Origin of the sequence: Streptomyces sp. ME19-01-6, from assembly GCF_033793745.1 — a bacterium.
Lineage (GTDB): Bacteria > Actinomycetota > Actinomycetes > Streptomycetales > Streptomycetaceae > Streptomyces.
In genome coordinates this window covers 249,177-266,416 of record NZ_JARAXF010000002.1, presented here as the reverse complement: position 1 = coordinate 266,416, position 17,240 = coordinate 249,177, and the positions used below count along the sequence as shown (strand labels likewise).

At 69.5% G+C, this 17,240-nt stretch carries 20 protein-coding genes and 2 pseudogenes; 13 read left to right on the top strand and 9 right to left on the bottom strand.

What is annotated here, in order from left to right:
* Window positions 1-392: 392 nt before the first annotated feature.
* The 6 genes from PV419_RS04805 to PV419_RS04780 all read right to left on the bottom strand — a co-directional run bounded on the left by PV419_RS04805 (window position 393) and on the right by PV419_RS04780 (window position 4,006).
* Window positions 393-1,169 carry a hypothetical protein gene (locus PV419_RS04805; protein ID WP_319686406.1) on the bottom strand — a complete coding sequence of 259 codons (777 nt, stop codon included), beginning with the start codon at window positions 1,167-1,169 and terminating at the stop codon, window positions 393-395.
* Complete coding sequence (locus PV419_RS04800; RefSeq protein WP_319686725.1) at window positions 1,058-1,492, bottom strand: hypothetical protein; 435 nt, start codon at window positions 1,490-1,492, stop codon at window positions 1,058-1,060. The genes PV419_RS04805 and PV419_RS04800 overlap by 112 nt, the downstream gene beginning before the upstream one ends.
* A gap of 2 nt (window positions 1,493-1,494) precedes the next feature.
* Window positions 1,495-2,337: an aldehyde dehydrogenase family protein gene (locus PV419_RS04795; RefSeq protein ID WP_319686405.1), complete on the bottom strand. Its 843-nt coding sequence runs from the start codon at window positions 2,335-2,337 to the stop codon at window positions 1,495-1,497.
* A complete protein-coding gene (locus tag PV419_RS04790; protein ID WP_319686404.1) occupies window positions 2,334-2,852 on the bottom strand; it encodes an aldehyde dehydrogenase family protein in 519 nt (172 codons plus the stop codon). Before PV419_RS04790 ends, PV419_RS04795 begins: the two co-directional genes overlap by 4 nt.
* 109 nt (window positions 2,853-2,961) lie before the next feature.
* Window positions 2,962-3,786 carry an ornithine cyclodeaminase family protein gene (locus tag PV419_RS04785; RefSeq protein WP_319686724.1) on the bottom strand — a complete coding sequence of 275 codons (825 nt, stop codon included), beginning with the start codon at window positions 3,784-3,786 and terminating at the stop codon, window positions 2,962-2,964.
* A 61-nt stretch (window positions 3,787-3,847) separates the two neighbouring features.
* Window positions 3,848-4,006, bottom strand: coding sequence for a hypothetical protein (locus PV419_RS04780; RefSeq protein WP_319686403.1), 159 nt, complete (start codon window positions 4,004-4,006; stop codon window positions 3,848-3,850).
* A gap of 38 nt (window positions 4,007-4,044) precedes the next feature.
* Between PV419_RS04780 and PV419_RS04775 the strand changes: the two are divergent.
* The 6 genes and pseudogenes from PV419_RS04775 to PV419_RS04750 all read left to right on the top strand — a co-directional run.
* Window positions 4,045-4,500: pseudogene (locus PV419_RS04775) on the top strand (glycine cleavage T C-terminal barrel domain-containing protein); the annotation flags it as partial.
* Window positions 4,493-5,122, top strand: coding sequence for a sarcosine oxidase subunit gamma (locus PV419_RS04770; protein WP_319686402.1), 630 nt, complete (start codon window positions 4,493-4,495; stop codon window positions 5,120-5,122). The pseudogene PV419_RS04775 and the gene PV419_RS04770, both read left to right, overlap by 8 nt.
* Window positions 5,122-5,214 (top strand): serine dehydratase beta chain, encoded by a 93-nt coding sequence (locus PV419_RS04765; protein WP_319686401.1) that lies wholly within the window; start codon window positions 5,122-5,124, stop codon window positions 5,212-5,214. The genes PV419_RS04770 and PV419_RS04765 overlap by 1 nt, the downstream gene beginning before the upstream one ends.
* Before the next feature lie 20 nt (window positions 5,215-5,234).
* Window positions 5,235-5,690 (top strand): MarR family winged helix-turn-helix transcriptional regulator, encoded by a 456-nt coding sequence (locus PV419_RS04760; protein WP_319686400.1) that lies wholly within the window; start codon window positions 5,235-5,237, stop codon window positions 5,688-5,690.
* Window positions 5,687-6,541 carry an ABC transporter ATP-binding protein gene (locus PV419_RS04755; protein ID WP_319686399.1) on the top strand — a complete coding sequence of 285 codons (855 nt, stop codon included), beginning with the start codon at window positions 5,687-5,689 and terminating at the stop codon, window positions 6,539-6,541. The genes PV419_RS04760 and PV419_RS04755 overlap by 4 nt, the downstream gene beginning before the upstream one ends.
* Window positions 6,501-7,370, top strand: coding sequence for an ABC transporter permease (locus PV419_RS04750; RefSeq protein ID WP_319686398.1), 870 nt, complete (start codon window positions 6,501-6,503; stop codon window positions 7,368-7,370). The genes PV419_RS04755 and PV419_RS04750 overlap by 41 nt, the downstream gene beginning before the upstream one ends.
* A 56-nt stretch (window positions 7,371-7,426) precedes the next feature.
* Here the strand turns inward: PV419_RS04750 and PV419_RS04745 are convergent, their stop codons facing one another.
* Window positions 7,427-8,791, bottom strand: coding sequence for a pyridoxal phosphate-dependent decarboxylase family protein (locus PV419_RS04745; protein WP_319686397.1), 1,365 nt, complete (start codon window positions 8,789-8,791; stop codon window positions 7,427-7,429).
* Window positions 8,792-8,905: 114 nt separating this feature from the next.
* Here PV419_RS04745 and PV419_RS04740 point away from each other — a divergent pair, with 114 nt between their 5' ends.
* From PV419_RS04740 to PV419_RS04730, 3 genes and pseudogenes are all read left to right on the top strand, one after another.
* Window positions 8,906-9,397 carry a MarR family winged helix-turn-helix transcriptional regulator gene (locus PV419_RS04740; RefSeq protein WP_319686396.1) on the top strand — a complete coding sequence of 164 codons (492 nt, stop codon included), beginning with the start codon at window positions 8,906-8,908 and terminating at the stop codon, window positions 9,395-9,397.
* A 129-nt stretch (window positions 9,398-9,526) separates the two neighbouring features.
* Complete coding sequence (locus tag PV419_RS04735; protein WP_319686395.1) at window positions 9,527-10,102, top strand: hypothetical protein; 576 nt, start codon at window positions 9,527-9,529, stop codon at window positions 10,100-10,102.
* Window positions 10,103-10,189: 87 nt separating this feature from the next.
* Window positions 10,190-10,392, top strand: a pseudogene (locus tag PV419_RS04730) (MOSC domain-containing protein); the annotation flags it as partial.
* A gap of 108 nt (window positions 10,393-10,500) precedes the next feature.
* Here the strand turns inward: PV419_RS04730 and PV419_RS04725 are convergent.
* On the bottom strand, window positions 10,501-11,439 hold the full coding sequence (locus tag PV419_RS04725) for a LysR family transcriptional regulator (protein ID WP_319686394.1): 939 nt from the start codon (window positions 11,437-11,439) through the stop codon (window positions 10,501-10,503).
* A 239-nt stretch (window positions 11,440-11,678) separates the two neighbouring features.
* On the opposite strand from PV419_RS04725, the gene PV419_RS04720 reads away from it, so the two are divergent.
* The 4 genes from PV419_RS04720 to PV419_RS04705 all read left to right on the top strand — a co-directional run bounded on the left by PV419_RS04720 (window position 11,679) and on the right by PV419_RS04705 (window position 15,455).
* A complete protein-coding gene (locus PV419_RS04720; RefSeq protein ID WP_319686393.1) occupies window positions 11,679-12,569 on the top strand; it encodes an ABC transporter substrate-binding protein in 891 nt (296 codons plus the stop codon).
* Entirely contained in the window at window positions 12,566-13,471 is a 906-nt protein-coding gene (locus PV419_RS04715; RefSeq protein ID WP_319686392.1) for an amino acid ABC transporter permease, read from the top strand. Before PV419_RS04720 ends, PV419_RS04715 begins: the two co-directional genes overlap by 4 nt.
* Window positions 13,468-14,229: an amino acid ABC transporter ATP-binding protein gene (locus PV419_RS04710; protein WP_319686391.1), complete on the top strand. Its 762-nt coding sequence runs from the start codon at window positions 13,468-13,470 to the stop codon at window positions 14,227-14,229. The genes PV419_RS04715 and PV419_RS04710 overlap by 4 nt, the downstream gene beginning before the upstream one ends.
* 65 nt (window positions 14,230-14,294) lie before the next feature.
* Window positions 14,295-15,455, top strand: coding sequence for an FAD-binding oxidoreductase (locus tag PV419_RS04705; RefSeq protein WP_319686390.1), 1,161 nt, complete (start codon window positions 14,295-14,297; stop codon window positions 15,453-15,455).
* Between the two features lie 40 nt (window positions 15,456-15,495).
* On the opposite strand, the gene PV419_RS04700 is transcribed toward PV419_RS04705, so the two are convergent.
* Complete coding sequence (locus tag PV419_RS04700; protein WP_319686389.1) at window positions 15,496-17,169, bottom strand: allantoin permease; 1,674 nt, start codon at window positions 17,167-17,169, stop codon at window positions 15,496-15,498.
* Window positions 17,170-17,240 lie beyond the last annotated feature (71 nt).

Below are 17,240 nucleotides of genomic sequence, written 5' to 3'. Positions count from 1 at the left end.
CTGGCGCCGGGTGTACGACCTGTTCCGCCGCTGGCAGCGGGACGGGACCTGGGCCCGTATCCTCACGCAGCCCCAGGCCCAGGCTGACGCGAAGGGCCTGATCACCTGGGACATGAACGTCGACTCCACCGTCTGCCGGGCCCGATCGCGATCACTGCCGGGCAGCGTGGCGACTTCCCGCAGTGCGAGCCCGTCCTGAAGGCGATCTGTGTGCCCCGCATCGGGCCGGGAAGGCCCCCGCGTCCGGCCCGTCCGCAACCGCAAGAAGCTCGGCTCCCGTGCGTAGCCGCCGGGAGCGGCCTTCCGTCTGGCTCTGGCAGGGCGAGCCGGTGGTCGGCCGGCGGGGCTGATCGGGACCCGGGTCAGCCCAACCCGTCGCCCACCGACTGGTTTCAGATCGTTCGGCAGAGGCGGGCCGCATCCAGCATCGCGGCATGGACATTCCTGCTTGCCACCGCGTCCCCTATGCGGAACAGCTGGAAGGAACCGTCTTCATCGCGCACCACCGTCTGGGGTTTGCGAGCCAGCAGTTCCGCCCAGTCGACGGCCCCCAGATTGGTCGAGGCATCGAGCAGCTCGTCGTAGAGCTCCCGGACTGGATCGGTGCCCATCTCGGCCACGACGGCATTGAAAGTGCGGTGCTCGCGGAACTCGAAGCCGTCGACACCGAGTTCCACCTCCAAGCCCCCTGGAGTCTTGGTGACCCCCTGCAGCCGTCGAAGGACAGTGACCGCGACACGGTTCTCCGCCAATGAGTTGACGTGACCGGACGCCGTGAGCGAGCCGACGTCGGGTGAGAGCGTTCGCTCAGGCGTGACGATCTCGACGGTGGCGCCTCCTCGGACGAGGGCCTCCACCGTGTCGAGCGCCTGGTTGCCGCCATGGTCGTCGTAGACCATCACATGCCCCCGCAGCCGCCGCGCCCCGGCGAGTACGTCCCAGGTGTCATGGACCAGACCAGCCCCGGGAATGCGGGGTGGCGCGGGAGTGCCGCCAGTCGCCACGATCACGACGTCCCATGACTGATCGAGCAGCGTCTGGCTGTCGATGTAGGTGTTCAACGAGATCGGAACGCCCAGGCGGGCGAGCTCGTCGGTTCTCCAGTCGATGATTCCGCGAAGATCGCGGCGGCGAGGGGCCAGTGAGGCCAGCAGCAGCTGTCCGCCCACCTTGTCGCCGGCCTCGAAGAGACGCACGTCGTGACCGCGTTTCGCGAGGACACGGGACGCTTCCAGACCGGGAGCCAGTTGTCGGTGTAATTGCCCGTGCGGTGGCCGAGGTGCGTGAGCTGAGCCATGACGGCTGCGCCCTGCTCGTGGACCTCGTCGGCGAGCCGACGCAGCCAAGGCTCCGCTTCGTCCTTCCAGAGCTGCAGGTTTCCGAAGGCGGGTGCGCTGTCACGGCTGACCAGAGCGCTGCCGCCGATCATGGTCAACCCGACGCCTCCACGGGCCTTTTCGACGTGGTAGGCGCGGTAGCGAAGGAAGGGCAGGATCAGCGCCCGTGGTTGTGCATGACGTGCTTGGTGCGCGAATAGTCGTCCAGCGCGTAGATCGACAGGTCCCGGCCGTAGCCGGACCCCTTGAATCCACCCCAGGGGACTTCGCCGGCCAGCACCAGATGCGCGTTGATCCAGACGGTTCCGAAGTCAAGACGCGCGGCGATGTCGTGACTGCGGCGAGCGTTCTCGGTCCACACCGATGCCGACAGACCGAGAGGGACGTCGTTGGCTCGCCGTACCGCTTCCTCCTCGTCGGCGAAGGTCTCGACCGTGACCACAGGGCCGAAGATCTCCTCGCGGGCGACTTCGGCCCCCTCGGGGACGTCGACCAGCACGGTCGGGGCCACGAAGTAACCGGGCCCGTCGATGGCCCCGCCTCCCGTCGCCACTCGGACGCCTTCGTTCTTCGCATGCCCCAAGTACCCCGTGACGCGGTCGAAGTGGGTCTTCGAGACCATGGGGCCGACCTCGACGTCCTCGCCGGAGGTCGGCTCACCGACGACCAGGGCCCGGACCTCGCCCACGAGTTGCTCGACGAACCGCCCGGCAACGGATTCGTGTACGAGTACGCGGCAGGCGGCCCCACATTCCTGGCCCGAGTTCCAGAAGCCGGCGACGCGCAGCGATGATGCGGCAGCCGCGAGATCGGCGTCCGGGAAGATCACGACCGGCGCCTTGCCGCCAAGTTCGAGGTGCACACGCTTGAGGCTGTCGGCAGCGGCCCGGGCGACGGCGCGACCGCTGGAGACCGAACCGGTCAAGGCGATCATGTCCACGTCCGGGTGCTCGGCAAGCCGGGCACCGGCGACCGCGCCGTACCCGGTGACCACGTTCACCACTCCCGGATCACCCCGAGCGGTTCACGCAGAATGACCGACAGGTGGTTCTCGGCGTAGTCGCCGGCGGCCATGGAGGTGGTCGCACGCAACGCACCGGCCATGAAGCGGAAGGTATCGATGGTCATGCCGACGTCGTCCCGTGACACCGCGAGCGGCTTACCGGTGTTCGCCGACTCCAGCTTGGACAGGAGCTCGGTGTTCTCGGCCAGCCGGTCGGCGATGGCGTGCAGCAGCTCCGAGCGCTCCTTGGGGACCAGCCGTGCCCACTGGCCCTTGGCCGCTGCCGCGGCGGCGACCGCCCGGTCGATGTCCTCGGCAGTGCCCTCGGGAATCCGGGCGATGACGTTCTCCGTGCTCGGGTCGACCACGTCGATGACGCGACCGGGTGATCCGTCGAGGAACTTCCCGTCGATGAGATGCCGGGCCGGAGGAAGGTCGGCCGCGGTGATCAGAGGTGGCGCGTCCGCTGCGCGTCGAACCGTGGCTGTCGTGGGGCCGGCGGCGGTGCTCATGATCAGTGACTCCTGGGTGTGGTCGTGTGAAACAGCCGGTATGCGGTGAGCCGAGGTGGGATGAGGTGGGCTGGGACGGGCCGAGGCCGGCTACGACGGCGTCGAGGTCTCAGCGCGACGGTGGATGGTCTCCTGGAACGCCGATCGGTCGGATTTCCACGGCCGGCGACTCCGCTGACGTGGCCGGCCAATCGGCACTCCGGCTGACGCCGTGTGCTTCGGCCCGCTGGTGGATGCTCCAGGCCGCTGCCGCGTCCTGAATGCCGAGGCCGGCGCTGATGTATGTCACGATCTCGTCGTCGCTGCCGCGACCGGTCTCGGCGCCGGTCAGGACATCGCCGAGTTCGAGGACTTCCAGCTTCGCTGCCGCAGCCCCCGCCTGGGCGGCGACGATCGGACCGCAGTTCTGTCGCGCCGTCGGTTCGTGATCGACGACGACGTGGTGGCTGGCGTGGAGGACGTCGGGTCCGATCTCGCGTCGGTACCGGTCGAAGGATCCGAGCGTGACGACGGTGGCACCGGGGCGGAGCTCGCGCGCGGAGAACAGTGGTTCGGTGGCCAAGGTGGCGCAGACGATGATGTTCGCCCCGGCGATCGCGTCGTCCAGGGACTCCACCGGCTCGACGTCGAATCCCCGCTCGCGCAGGCGGTCGACGGAGGCGTCGAGCGAGGAGGGGCGCGGTGACCACATGCCGCTCCAGGCGTGGGCCCCGTTCCGCTGCAGTGCCGCGATGTGCGCCTGCCCCTGTACAAGGAGGCGGGCCGCTCCCTTCCGCGCCAGTGCCTCGACCGCGACCGCGCTCGCGGCGGCTGTGCGCAGCGTGGTGACCGCTGTGCCGTCCATGAAGGCCAGGGGGACGCCGGTGTAGGGGTCGAGCACGGCGACCACGGCGTGGACGGTGGGCCGGCCCGTGCCCGCGTTCCCGGGGTTGATGCTCGCGACACGGAACGGACGTCCTGCTCGTCGAGGAACCTCACGACTGCCGCACCCTTCGTCAGCGTGACGCCGACAGCTGGGGAAGCGCCTCGATCAGGGAGGAGATCCTGGCGGTCGTGGCGGCGTCGAGGCCGAGCACCGGCTCACGGGGGCTTCCGACGGGGAAGCCAGCCGCGTCCAGGGCGGCCTTGACCGCCGGAATGAACGGGGCGGACATGATCGCGTCCATCAGCGGGTAGATCCGTGCCCATTCGGCACGTCCTGCGGGCCGAGAAGGGTTACATCATCGTCGGCCAGGACACCGACGGCACCGTCACCCCGCAGGACGCAGGCATGTCCTGGGTGGTCTCCAAGCAGAAGGACTTCATCGGAAAGCGGTCCTTCTCCCGCGCCGACACCTCCCGCTCCGACCGCAAGCAGCTGGTCGGCCTGCTGCCGAGCGATCGCAGGACCCGCCTGCCCGAGGGCACCCAGCTCGTCGCGCCGGACGTGCCCGTCACTCCCGGGGCCGGGCCGGTGCCGATGCTCGGCCACGTCACCTCCAGCTACCACAGCCCGGCCCTCGGCCGCCCCTTCGCCCTCGCCCTCGTCGCCGACGGGCGGGCAAGGATCGGCCAGACCCTGCTCGCCCCGGTGGGCGAGGTTCTGGTGCCCGTCGAGGTGTCCGACGTCGTCCTGTACGACCCCGAAGGGACCAAGCGAGATGGCTGAGCCGACGATCGACGCGGGCGCAGGCCCGGTGGCACTGCGCACCAGCCCCCTGGCCCATCTGGCCGAGCGGATGCGTGACGCCGCCGTCACCGGCGCCCGCGGCGTCGCGCTGACCGAGTGGCCGTTCATCACCATGGTGAACCTGCGCGTCGATCCCGCTTCCGAAGCGGCCGACCGCATCGAGAAGACTCTGGGGGCACCGCTCCCGCGCCCATGCGGCCACACAGCCGCGTCCGGCCCCCATACGGTGCTCTGGCTCGGCCCCGACGAATGGCTCGTGCTGTCCCAGACCGACGCGACCGCGGTGACCGCCGAGTTGCGGGAGGCACTCGGCGGCGCCCCGGGCTCGGTGGTGGACGTCTCGGCGAACCGCACCACGCTGGAGCTGAGCGGCCCGGCCGCCCGGCAGGTGCTGGAGAAGGGCTGCCCGCTGGACCTGCATCCCCGGGCCTTCGGTCCCGGCCGAGCGGTGTCGACCACGGTGGGCCCCGTCGCGGTGCTGCTCTGGCAGGTCGACGACGCGCCGACGTACCGCCTGTTCCCGCGCTCCTCGTTCGCCGACTACCTGGCGCGCTGGCTTATCGACGCGATGAGCGAGTACCGCGGCCCGGCCGTGCTCTGATGACGTTGAGCGCGTTCGACCTGTACTCGGCCGGCATCGGCCCTTCCTCCTCCCACACGGTGGGGCCGATGCTCTCGACGATTACCTCTTAGTGAGAGGTAAAGTGGGGGGCATGGCCACAGAGGAGTTCCCCGACTCGTTCGCCGATGTGCTGGGCGGCGTCCAGCGGCTGATCCGGCGGCGGCTGCGGGCCGGGATGAATCAGCCGCGGCTGCGGGGTGCCCAAGTGGAGCTGTTGCGGCTGGTCATGGCCCAACCGGGGATCCGGGTGTCAGCTGCGGCCAAGGAGCTCTACCTCGCGGGCAACTCGGTCTCCACCCTGGTCAACCAGCTGGTGAAGGCGGGCTATCTGCACCGCGACACCGACCCCGCGGACCGGCGCTCAGCGCTGCTCACGACCACCCCCGCCGCCGAGGCCCGGCTGGGGGAGTGGCGGGCACGGCGCGGCGCGCTGGTCCGCGAGCAGGTGGCGCGGCTGTCCGAGAGCGACCGGGCGGCGCTGGCCGCGGCCGTTCCGGCACTGCGCAAACTGGCCGAGAACCTTCATGAGGAGGTGGAAGGGCTATGACCGACGTCCCGGAAAGCACCGCTCCGCCCGCGCTCGTGTGCGATGGTCTGCGGTACGCGTTCGGGGAGACCAAGGCGGTCGACGACCTGGAGCTGTCGGTCCGGGCGGGCGAGGTCTTCGGGCTGCTCGGACCCAACGGAGCGGGCAAGACCACCGCGATCCGCTGCATCACCACCCTGCTGCCGGTCCCCGCCGGCATGGTGCGGGTGTTCGGGCACGACCCGGCGAAGGAGCGGATGGCGGTCCGCCGGCTGCTGGGCTACGTACCGCAGCAGCTGTCCGCCGACGCCGGGCTCACCGGCCGGGAGAACGTGGAGCTGTTCGCCCGCGTCTTCGACGTCACCCGCCGGGAGCGGGCCGACCGCGTGGCGCGGGTGCTGGAGGCGGTCGATCTCACCTCGGCGGCCGACCGGCTCGCCAAAACGTACTCGGGCGGCATGGTCCGCCGCCTCGAACTGGCTCAGGCGCTGGTCAGCGCGCCCCGGCTGCTGATGCTGGACGAGCCGACGATCGGCCTGGACCCGATCGCCCGGACCAGCGTGTGGGAGCACATCAACGCGGTACGGGCGGCCACCGGGATGACCGTGCTGGTCACCACGCACTACATGGACGAGGCCGACCAGTACTGCGACCGGGTCGCGCTGATGCACCGCGGCCGGATCCGCGCCCTCGGAACGCCCGACGAGCTCCGCTCCGAGTTGGCCGGCCGCCGTCGGGCGGAGGGCGAGGCCGACCCGAAGCCGACTCTGGAGGACGTCTTCCGGGACGTCGCCGGCAGCGGTCTCGACGAGCAGGGAGGAGACTTCCGCGATGTCCGGAGCACCCGTCGCACCGCGTCCCGGGTCGGCTGAGGTCGCCGGGCCCGTGCCGGACGGCCGGCCCGATCCCCTGCTGACCCCGCCGCACGCCCGCACCGGCTGGCGGATGCTGCCCGCCCGGGTCGGCGCGATGTGCGTGGTCGAGCTGCAGAAGCTGCGGCACGACCGCACCGAGCTGTACACCCGGGCCGTCCAGCCCGCCCTCTGGCTGCTGATCTTCGGCGAGACCTTCACCCGGCTCAAGGCCATACCGACCGGCGGCACGCCGTACATCGACTATCTCGCGCCCGGCATCATCGCCCAGTCCGCGATGTTCATCGCCATCTTCTACGGGATCCAGATCATCTGGGAGCGGGACGCCGGGATCCTCACCAAACTGCTGGTCACCCCGACCCCGCGAGCCGCCCTGATCACCGGCAAGGCCTTCGCCGCCGGGGTGAAGGCGCTGATCCAGGCGGTGGTGGTGATCGTCATCGCGGCGGTGCTCGGGGTGGCGCTGACCTGGAATCCGCTGCGGCTGCTCGGGGTGGCCGTGGCGGTGATCCTGGGCTCGGCCTTCTTCTCCTGCCTGTCGATGACCATCGCGGGGATCGTGCTGACCCGCGACCGGCTGATGGGCATCGGGCAGGCCATCACCATGCCGCTGTTCTTCGGCTCCAACGCGCTGTATCCGGTGGCGCTCATGCCCGGCTGGCTCCAGGCCGTCAGCACCGCCAATCCGCTGAGCTACCAGGTCGACGCGTTGCGCGGACTGCTGCTCGGCACCCCGGACCACCTCGCACTCGACTACGTCGTCATGGTGCTGGCCGCGGCGGCCGGTATCACGGCGGCCTCCTCGCTGCTGGGGCGGCTCGCGCGCTGACCCGATCGGTGTGCGGTGGGTTGCCGTGCTCCCGGGAGGCCGGGGGTTGTTCTTCCCTACCGGAGCTGGGCGATCCGTGCGACCCGGGTGTGCAGGTGTCCGACATGGTGCTCGGACTCCGGCTTCATCAGGACGCTGCGGAGGATCCGGGCGCCGTCGGCGTCCGCGGCGATCTCGGGGTGGCGGGCGGTGAAATCCTCGCGGTTGGCCTTGAGGGTGCTGAGGAACACCGGGTCCTCGCTCGCCATGCCCTCGGCCAGGATGCGGGCGGAGGCGGCGTCGACGCCGGCCAGGGTGGCGGGTTCGACGACCGGGAAGTAGCTGACGATGTCCAGCTCGGGCTGCTGGTAGAGCTCCAGGAGGTCGGACCCGGCGATCAGGTCGGTCCACTTCAGCGCGGCGCGTCGGCCGGCTGCGAGGACCTGGCCGAGTCCGTCGGGGGTGGGCGGGAGCAGCTGGAAGGTGAGCCACAGGGCGGCTGCGGAGGCGCCGGCGCGCGAGCACTCCAGGCTGATCTCGCCGAGGTGGAGTTCGGCGGAGGTGAAGTAGGTGTAGGGCGAGTCGTGGAGGTAGAAGCGGCCCACCTCGGGGTCGCGGAAGAGGACGGCGCCGCAGCCGTAGGGCTGGAGCCCGTGCTTGTGCGGATCGACCACGATCGAGTCGCATCGCGCGATCGCCCGCCAGGGCTCGGGCGGGAGCCCTTCGGGGCCTTCGACGCCGGCCAGCAGGGTGAAGAAGCCGCCGTAGGCGGCGTCGACGTGGACGCGGGCGCCGTAGCGCTCGGCGAGGGGCAGCGCCCGGTGCACCGGGTCCACGGCGCCCAGTCCGGTGGTGCCGGTGGTGAGGACGACGGTGCCCACCTCGCCGGTGCGCAGGAGGTCCTCCAGGGCGCCGAGGTCCATGCGGCCGGTGACGTCGGTGCGCACGGGGTGGCCCTTCACGCCCAGCACGTGGCACATGCGGCCGTGGGTGTAGTGGGCGTCCGCGCTGTAGGCGACGCCCTGACCGGGGTGGAGTTCGCGTGCGACGAAAAGCGCCTCGAGGTTGGCGATGGTGCCGCTGGTCGTGAGGTGGCCGAGGTGGGTGTCGTAGCCGAACATGGCGGCCAGCCGGGAGACGGCGTCGCGTTCCATACGGGCGGTGGCGGGGCCGCCGTCCAGGGCGTGGTTGTTGGGGTTGATCAGCATGGTGGTGAGGTAGCCGACCACGGCGGCGGGGTGCGGGGGTTTGAGCATCTGCCCCGCGTAGTGCGGGTGGAAGAAGGGATAGTTGTCCTTCAGCCTGCCCGTGAACTCCTCGAAGGCTGCGGCGAAGCGGTCGTCGTCGACGTGGAGCGACGGGTGGGGCTCGTAGCCACCGAAGGTGTCGGCCCAGTCCTGTATGGCGTGGGTGGCTCGGCCGAGCCACTGCTGCAGGTCCACTGATCTTCCTCTCGTCGGCGGGGTGCGTCCACTCTAAGATTTCGCTGACTAGTCAGCAATTGACTGCTCAGAAATTGAGACGGCAGTAGGTGATGGGGCAGTAAAGTCAGGCGGGTGAACGTCGTGAACCAAGAGAACGCCGAAGCCGCCGCCCGCGCCGCGAACAGCCCCCTCGTGCGCGACTTCGGGCTGTTGATCAAATCCGCCACCCGCCTGGAGCAGCGGATCGACATCGCGGTCCGGCGGGAGTGCGGGATCAGCCACACGATGCTGGAGGTGCTCATCCGGCTCTGCCGGCAGCCCGGCGAGCAGATCTCACAGCGGCACCTGGCCGACGACCTCACGCTCACCAGCAGCGGCACCACCCGCCTGATCGACCGCATGGAGACATCCGGCCTGGTCCGCCGCCTGCCGTCGCCCGAGGACCGTCGAGTGGCTCTGGTCGAACCGACCGAGCAGGGCCGCGCGGTGTTCCTCGAGGCCTCCCACGTCCACGCCCGCGTGGTCCAGCAACACTTCGTCGACCCGCTGGACGCCGACGCCTATGCCCGGCTGGTCCGTGCGCTGGGCGAGATCGACGGTGCGCTGCGCGACAACGCTGGGTGACGATCGGCGACGCCGGGAACCCGGGCGACCTCGCCGTACCATGGGGAGACTGTCAGCAGTCTTCGCGGCGCAGCCGGACGTCGACGCGTTTCCCCGCGGGTCGACAGTGTGCAGCAGGAACAGGCAAGGATGAGCGAGCAGCGCGACCCCACTGCCCCCGCCGGTACGACGTCCGGCCACCTCTCACTCGATGGCTCCACGCTGCGCCGCCGCCGGCGGCGGGTGCTGCGGCAGCTCGGCTTGTGCGTGTTCGTGCTCGTGCCGTGGACCGTCTACCTGGCGGTGTCGCTGCCGGAACACTATGAGGCCCGACACTGGCCCATGGTGTGGGTGGGTTTCGACGTGATGCTGCTCGTGACACTGGTCGGTGCGGGAGTGGCGGTGTGGCTGAGACGGCAGGCCCTGGTCCCGTTGTCGTTCGTGGCAGCCACGCTCCTCCTCTGCGATGCCTGGTTCGACGTCTCCCTGAGCTGGGGGAAAGACGATGTGTGGGCGAGCGCCGCCTCGGCCGTGCTGGTTGAGCTGCCTCTCGCCGTTCTGCTCATCATGCGGGCGCGACGGGTGCTGAAGGTGTCGGCCCGGCTGGCCTGGCAGCGGCTCGGCCTGGCGGGAGAACCTCCGCCGCTGCACAAGATGCCGCTGTTCGTTCCCCACGCCTCATCACGCGGCGATGAGGTCGCCACCAAGGGGGCCGAGGGCGTCTGACGGTCTGACCGACCGACTCACCCACGCCCCCGCAGGGGCAGGGGAATCACCTCGCCCCGGTGTGCGGCGGACCGTAGTGTCGCCGGCTTGAAGCTGCTCTCCGTGAATGTCGGCAAGCCCCGCCCAACCCGTGGAAGGGGCTCAGCGCGACCGGCATCGACAAGCGGCCCGTTGACGGCCCGGTCACCACTGTTGGCCTGAACGTCAACGGCGCGCTGATCGGCGAGCGCTGGCTTATCGGGCCTGATGTGGTTCTGGAGGTGTCGTGCCCGCGGGTTCCCTGCGCGACCACTCGAACCGGACCTGCTGCCGCGGCTGCCGGCCGCCGACGCGCTGCCGGAGGAGATCAGGGACCGGGCCCGTATGCGCACGACCGCATAACTTCCGGCGCCCACAGGTCAGAGGGCCACCGGAAGGTCGGCCTGGAGCCACCGCTGGTCGACGGTGTCGGCTGCCGTGCACAGCATGGCGATCGCCTGGTCCAGCAGCGGGTTCGGGTCGGCGGCGCGGCGGACCGCGGACACTCTCCGCACGTGGGAGGGGTTGGCGAGCCGGATCACATGCACATCCGAGGACTCGATCATGGCCAACTCCGGGATGATCGCGATGCCCAGGCCCTTGCGGACGAGCTCGAACGGCAGGTTGTAGTCGTTGGTGCGGAAGAGCACATCGGGGTGGAAGCCGGAGGCCGCGCAGATCCGGAACAGGGAACGGGCCGCATCCGTGTCCTCCAGGAAGCAGATCCAGCGCTCATCGGCCAGCTCGCTGATCTGCACGCGCTTGCGGTGTGCCAGCCGGTGGCCGGTGGGCAGCAGCAGATAGAGCGGCTCCTCCAGGAGCAGCGTCAGGTCGAGGTCGCTCTGCCAACTGCTGTGCGGCACCGTTCCGTATTCGAAGACGACCGCGAGGTCCAGCCGTCCGTCGAGCACGGCGGGCACCGTGACCGGCGGATCGCCTTCCTGGTAGCGGATGTCCACGTCGGGGCGGTCCCGCAGGAAGGTGGCGAGCAGCGCGGGGACGAGCTTGAAACCGGCGGACCAGAAGCTGCCCAGGTGGAGTCGGCCGCGCTGGGCCGAGGCGAAGGAGCGCATCTCGTCCTCCGCCGCCTCGAGATCCGCCAGCAACCGGGTGGCGCGGCGGGCCAGCTGGATGCCTGCGGGCGTGGGGCGCACGCTGCGCGGAGTGCGCTCGAAGAGGTGGACGCCCACCGCGCGCTCGATGGATGAGATCTGCTGGGAAACGGCCGATGGCGTGAATCCCAGTTTTCTGGCAGCCGTACGGAGCGAGCCGGTGGCCACCACCTCGCGAAGGGCCTGGAGCTGCGTCGGGGTCAGCATCGTCTGAACTTAACGTCAGACACTCATGAACGCCATGGTCTGTTTCTTGGCTCTTCCCGGCTGATTCCGCGGCCAGCGCGTCTGACGTGGCGGGAAGTTCCCGAGGGAGAACGCCAAGCATCAGCTCAGCTGAACAGCAGGGTCGCCAATGCTCATCCTGAACGACCTTGCGCCGACGTTGGGCGTCCCGCACATTGTGGGGAACCAAATCCAGCCAACCCGATGGGAGAGGGGTCCCCATGGCCGCTCGACGTGCGCTGTTGTCTCTCGTCCTGGTAGGGCTCATGGCCACGACGGCGTGCAGCTCAACGGACGGTGAGTCGAAGGCCACCGCCCCGAAGCAGAAGGTGGACCAGCGGCTGCACGATCTGCTGCCCGCGAAGATCAAGAAGTCCGGCAAGCTGGCCGTCGCGCAGGGCAACAACTACCCGCCGCTGGTCTTCCTCGACAGCGACAACAAAACGGTCATCGGCATGGAGCCGGACCTGATGAAGGCCATCGGCGAGGTGCTGGGCGTCAAGGTCGACTTCTCCCAGACCAGCTTCGACAGCCTGATCGCGGGCGTCCACGCACACCGCTACGACCTCGCTATCCAGGCCATGCTGGACAAGCCCGAGCGGCGTGAGCACATCACCTTCGTCGACTACTTCAAGACCAGCAGCTCGATCCTGGTGCAAGCGCAGGACGCCACAAAGATCGGCTCGCTCGGCGATCTGTGCGGAAAGTCCGTCGCCGTGGAGCAGGGCACCGCCCAGGTCGACGACGCCGAGACCCAGTCCGACAGATGCCGCAAGGCGGGCAAGTCGGCGGTGAAGCCGCTGGTCTTCCCCGACACGGTCGGCTGTATCCAGGCCCTGTCCACCTCGCGGGCGGACGCTTTCGTCGGCGGGACCCCCACCGTCGTCTATCACGCCGGGGAGTCCGCCGGGAAGCTGAAGAAGGTGGGCAAGCCCTACCGGTACCTGCCCTACGGAATCCTGGTCGACAAGAACGACACCTCGTTGGTCAAGGCCGTCCAGGGCGCCCTGAGCGAGCTGATGCGCAACGGCACGTACCGGAAGATCCTCAGCACGTGGAAGCTGTCCTCCGGAGCCCTGGACCGCGCCACGGTCAACGGCGGTGCCTCATGAACGGACGGTCGCCGCAGTACACCACCGAGGAGCTGAAAGAGGACGTCGGGAAGGCAGCGCGCCCGGCTGACCCGGGCGTGCCGATCCGGGCGGTGCCGCTGCGCCACCCCGGCCGGTGGTGTGCGTCCGCCGTGATGGTCTTCCTGGTGGTCTTCCTGGTCCAGGGGTGGGCGACCAATCCGCGTATGCAGTGGGACGTGGTGGGGGAGTACCTCTTCGCTCCCGCGGTCCTCGACGGGCTGCGGACCACCGCCCTGCTGACGGTGCTCGCCATGGCCATCGGGATCGTGGGCGGCGTGATTCTGGCGATCCTGCGGATGTCGCCCAATCCGCTGCTGTCGGCGCTCAGCGGCTTCTACATCTGGGTCTTCCGCGGCACCCCGCTCCTCGTCCAGCTGTTGTTCTGGTACTTCCTGTCCGCCGTCGTTCCCACGGTGGGGCTGGGCATCCCGTGGGGTCCGACCTTCGTCGAGGCCGACACCAACCAGCTCATCACCCAGATGACGGCGGCCGTGCTCGGACTCGGGCTGCATGAGGCCGCGTACATGGCCGAAATCGTACGCGCCGGTATCTCCTCGGTGGACGACGGACAGACCGAGGCCGCGCATGCGCTCGGGATGACCCGACGCCAGACGATGCGGCGGATCGTGCTGCCGCAGGCGATGCGGGTGATCATCCCGCCTACCGGCAACCAGGCAGTGTCGATGCTCAAGACCACCTCTTTGGTGTTCGCGATCGCCGTTCCCGAACTGCTCACCTCCGTCCAGGGCATCTACTCCCGCAACTTCGCACAGATTCCGCTGCTCACGGTCGCCTGTATCTGGTACCTCGCCGCCACCACCGTGCTCACGGTGGCCCAGCGCTACCTCGAGCGTGCCTTCCGGAAGGAGAGCTCGTCATGACGGCAGTGGTGAGGGCCGAGGGCGTCCGCAAGAACTTCGGGGATGTGGAGGTGCTGAAGGGCATCGATCTGCAGGTGGCCCAGGGCGAGGTGCTCTGTCTCGTGGGCCCGTCCGGATCGGGCAAGTCGACCTTCCTGCGCTGTGTCAACCATCTGGAGCGGGTGGACGCGGGCCGGCTGTACGTGCGCGACCGACTGATCGGGTACGAGGAGCGCGGAGGGCGGATCCACGAGCTCTCCGACAAGGCGGTGGCCGAGCAGCGCCGTGGCATCGGGATGGTTTTCCAGCGGTTCAATCTCTTCCCCCATATGACGGCGCTGCAGAACGTCATGGAAGCGCCCATGCGGGTCGCCAAGGAGAGCAAGGAGACCGCCAGGACACGGGCGCTGGGGCTCCTCACCCGGGTCGGCCTGGCGGACAAGTGCGAGAGCTACCCCTCTCAGCTGTCCGGAGGCCAGCAGCAGCGGGTGGCCATCGCCCGGGCACTGGCCATGGAACCGGAGCTGATGCTCTTCGACGAGCCCACCTCCGCCCTCGATCCCGAGCTCGTGGGCGAGGTCCTCGATGTGATGCGGGGACTCGCCCGGGACGGCATGACCATGATCGTTGTCACTCATGAGATGGGCTTCGCGCGAGAGGTGTGCGACTCGCTGGCCTTCATGGACGGCGGAGTCGTGGTGGAGTCGGGTCCGCCCGACGCTGTCCTCGGCTCGCCGCGGCAGGAACGCACCCAGGCGTTTCTCCGCAAGGTCCGCTGAGCGCGGTCCGTCGACTCTCCGCCGCTGACACCCGGCCGGCTCTGACCAACAGTTAAGGAAACCACGTGTCCCGTGTCATCGTCCTCGGCGCCGGTGTGATCGGCGCTTCCGTCGCCTACCACCTGGCACTGGCCGGCGCCGACGTCACCGTGATCGAAGCGGGCGGCCCGGCCGCGGGAACGTCCAGCGCGACCTTCGCCATGGACGTCACCCACCTCAAGACCCCCGTCAGCTACTACGAGTTCAACCGTCGCAGCGCCGCCCTCCACGCCGAACTCGCCGCGGAACTGGGCGGCGCCTCGTGGCGCCATGCCGCCCCCACGGTGCAGTGGGCGGACACAGCGGCCGAACAGCGGTCGCTCCGGGACCGAGCCACCCGGCTGCGGTCCTGGGGCCACCCTTGCCGGATCGCGGACCCGGCGGAGCTACGCGAGCTGGCACCCGCGGTGGACCCCGGTGCCTGCTCGGCGGAGGAGATCGTCGTCCACGACGCAACCGCCTGGTACGACGCTCCTCTGTTCGTACGGTCGCTGCTCGACCGGGCCGCCCTGCTCGGGGCGGACATCCACTACGGCCTGCGGGCCACCGGTCTGTCGCTCGACGGCAGCCGGGTCCGGGGCGTGCGGACCGAGGCGCGTCACTGGGAGGCCGACTGGGTGGTGAACTGCGCGGGCCCGGACGCGGGCCGGATCGCCGGTTTCGCGGGCGTGCACCTTCCGGTGGACCGCGTGCCGGGCCTGGTCGGTGAGACGACCCCGGTACCCGAGGCTCGGCTGGAGGTAATCCTCACCACGCCCGAGGTGGATCTGCGGCCCGCGCCGGGCGACCGCGTCTGCTCGATCTCCTGGCCCATCGATGCCTTGCTGCTCCAAGCGCCCCCTCCGGGCGACCGCCTCACGCCCGAAGAGCGACTGCACCGGCAAGGCCAGCGCCTGCTTCCCGCGCTCCGCTCGGCACGGCTGGCCGGGGCACGGATCGGCGTTCGCCCCGTGCCCACCGATGGTCTCCCTCTGGTCGGCACCAGCCCGGCGGCCCCGGGACTCTACAGCGTGGTGACCCACAGTGGCGTCAATCTGGCCCCGTTGCTCGGGCGGTTGGTGGCTGGTGAGATCAGCGATGGGCGGCCCGGTGCGGAGCTCGCCCCGTACCGGGTGACGCGTGACATGGCGGCCACCGTGCAGGACGAGAGCCTGTACCGGATGAGTGGTGAGAGGGCCGCCCTCTGATCAGCGCGACAGGCCCGCGCACACCCATTCCGAACGGGCGTTACGGGAGGGCGGGTGCGGCCGGCAGTACGTGGTCGCCGACCGTGTCGGTGCTCAGACACAGTGAGCAGACGACGGCGTCGTGCGTCTGACAGGCGGCCACGTCCGGGCGCTCGAACTGCTGCCGGCACACGTGGCACTCGTATGTCACGGCGCTGGGGTTGCCGTCCTCGTCCAGGACCGGCTCGGCGATCCCGTCGCCGGTGCGGCGCAGGTAGTACCTGCCCCTGGTGGCCACGGCCATCAGCGGGGTGAAGACGAAGGCGATGACGGCGGCGGCGACGGGAGAATACGGCTGGAGGGTGTCGCCCAGCAGGTGGAAGTACATGGCGATGGAGAGCCCGGAGGCGGCGACGAAGGCGACGACGCCGACCGGGTTGACGGCGTAGAGCATGCCGCGGCGGAACTCGGGGGCGTGCGGGGAGAGCTTCAGCAGGTACTTGTTGACCATGATGTCGGTGGCCACGGTGACCACCCAGGCGATCGCGCAGTTCGAGTAGAAGCCCAGGATGCTGTTGAGGAAGCTGAACATGTCGGCCTCCATCAGCGCGAGCGCGAAGCCGAGGTTGACCAGGACGAAGACCATCCGGCCCGGGTATCGCCTCGTGACGCGGGTGAAGGAGTTCGTCCAGGCGAGGGAGCCGGAGTACGCGTTCGTCACGTTGATCTTGATCTGGCTGATCACGACCAGGACCACGGCCAGCGGGACGACGAGCCAGGACGGCATCATCGCGTCGAAAGCGCCCTTGAACTGCTGGATCGGCTCAGGCGCCGCGGCCGGACCGACCTCGGCGAGGATGTAGACCGCGAGGAAGACGCCGATGGCCTGCTTCAGCGCGCCCAGCACCACCCAGCCGGGCCCGGCCATCACCACAGCCGTCCACCAGGCGCGCTTGTTCGCCTCGGTCTTGGGAGGCATGAAGCGCAGATAGTCGATCTGCTCGCCGATCTGCGCGATCAGCGAGAGGCACACACCCGCGCCCAGTAGCACGGCGGCGGTGTCGATGCCGCCCTTCCCGTCGGTGCCCGCGTAGGCGAGGAAACGGTCGACAGTCCCCGGGTCGGTGGCGATCAGGTAGACCAGCGGGCCCACCATCAGCAGCAGCCAGATCGGCGTCGTCCACACCTGGAGCTTGCTCAGCGCCTTCATGCCGTAGATCACCAGTGGGATCACCATGAGGGTGGAGACCAAGTAGCCCAGCCACAGGGGCAGGCCCAGGCCCAGCTTCAGGCCCTGGGCCATGATCGAGCCTTCGAGGGCGAAGAAGATGAAGGTGAAGCTGGCGAAGATGACGCTGGTGAGGACCGAGCCGAAGTAGCCGAAGCCGGAACCGCGGGTGATGAGGTCCAGGTCGATGTTGTAGCGGGCTCCGTAGTAGGCCAGCGGGAAGCCGGTCACGAAGATGACGACGGCCGCGACCAGGATCGCGAGCAGCGCGTTTCCGGTGCCGTGGGCCAGACCGATGCCGGCACCGATGGAGAAGTCGGCCATGTAGGCGATGCCGCCGAGCGCGGTCGTCGCCACCACCATCGGGCTCCAGCGCCGGTAACTGCGGGGTGCGAAGCGGAGGGTGTAGTCCTCCAGGGTCTCTTTGACGGCCTGGTCGGTACCTGGCGCTGCCTTCCGCGCGGGTCCCGGCTCGGTGACTTCTGCCAGTCGTGGCTGGGTGCTCATGCCACGCCTCCTTGCTGCGGGTCGGGGACTGCTTGTGGAGGTGCCTCACCGGCGGGCCCTCATGTCCATGA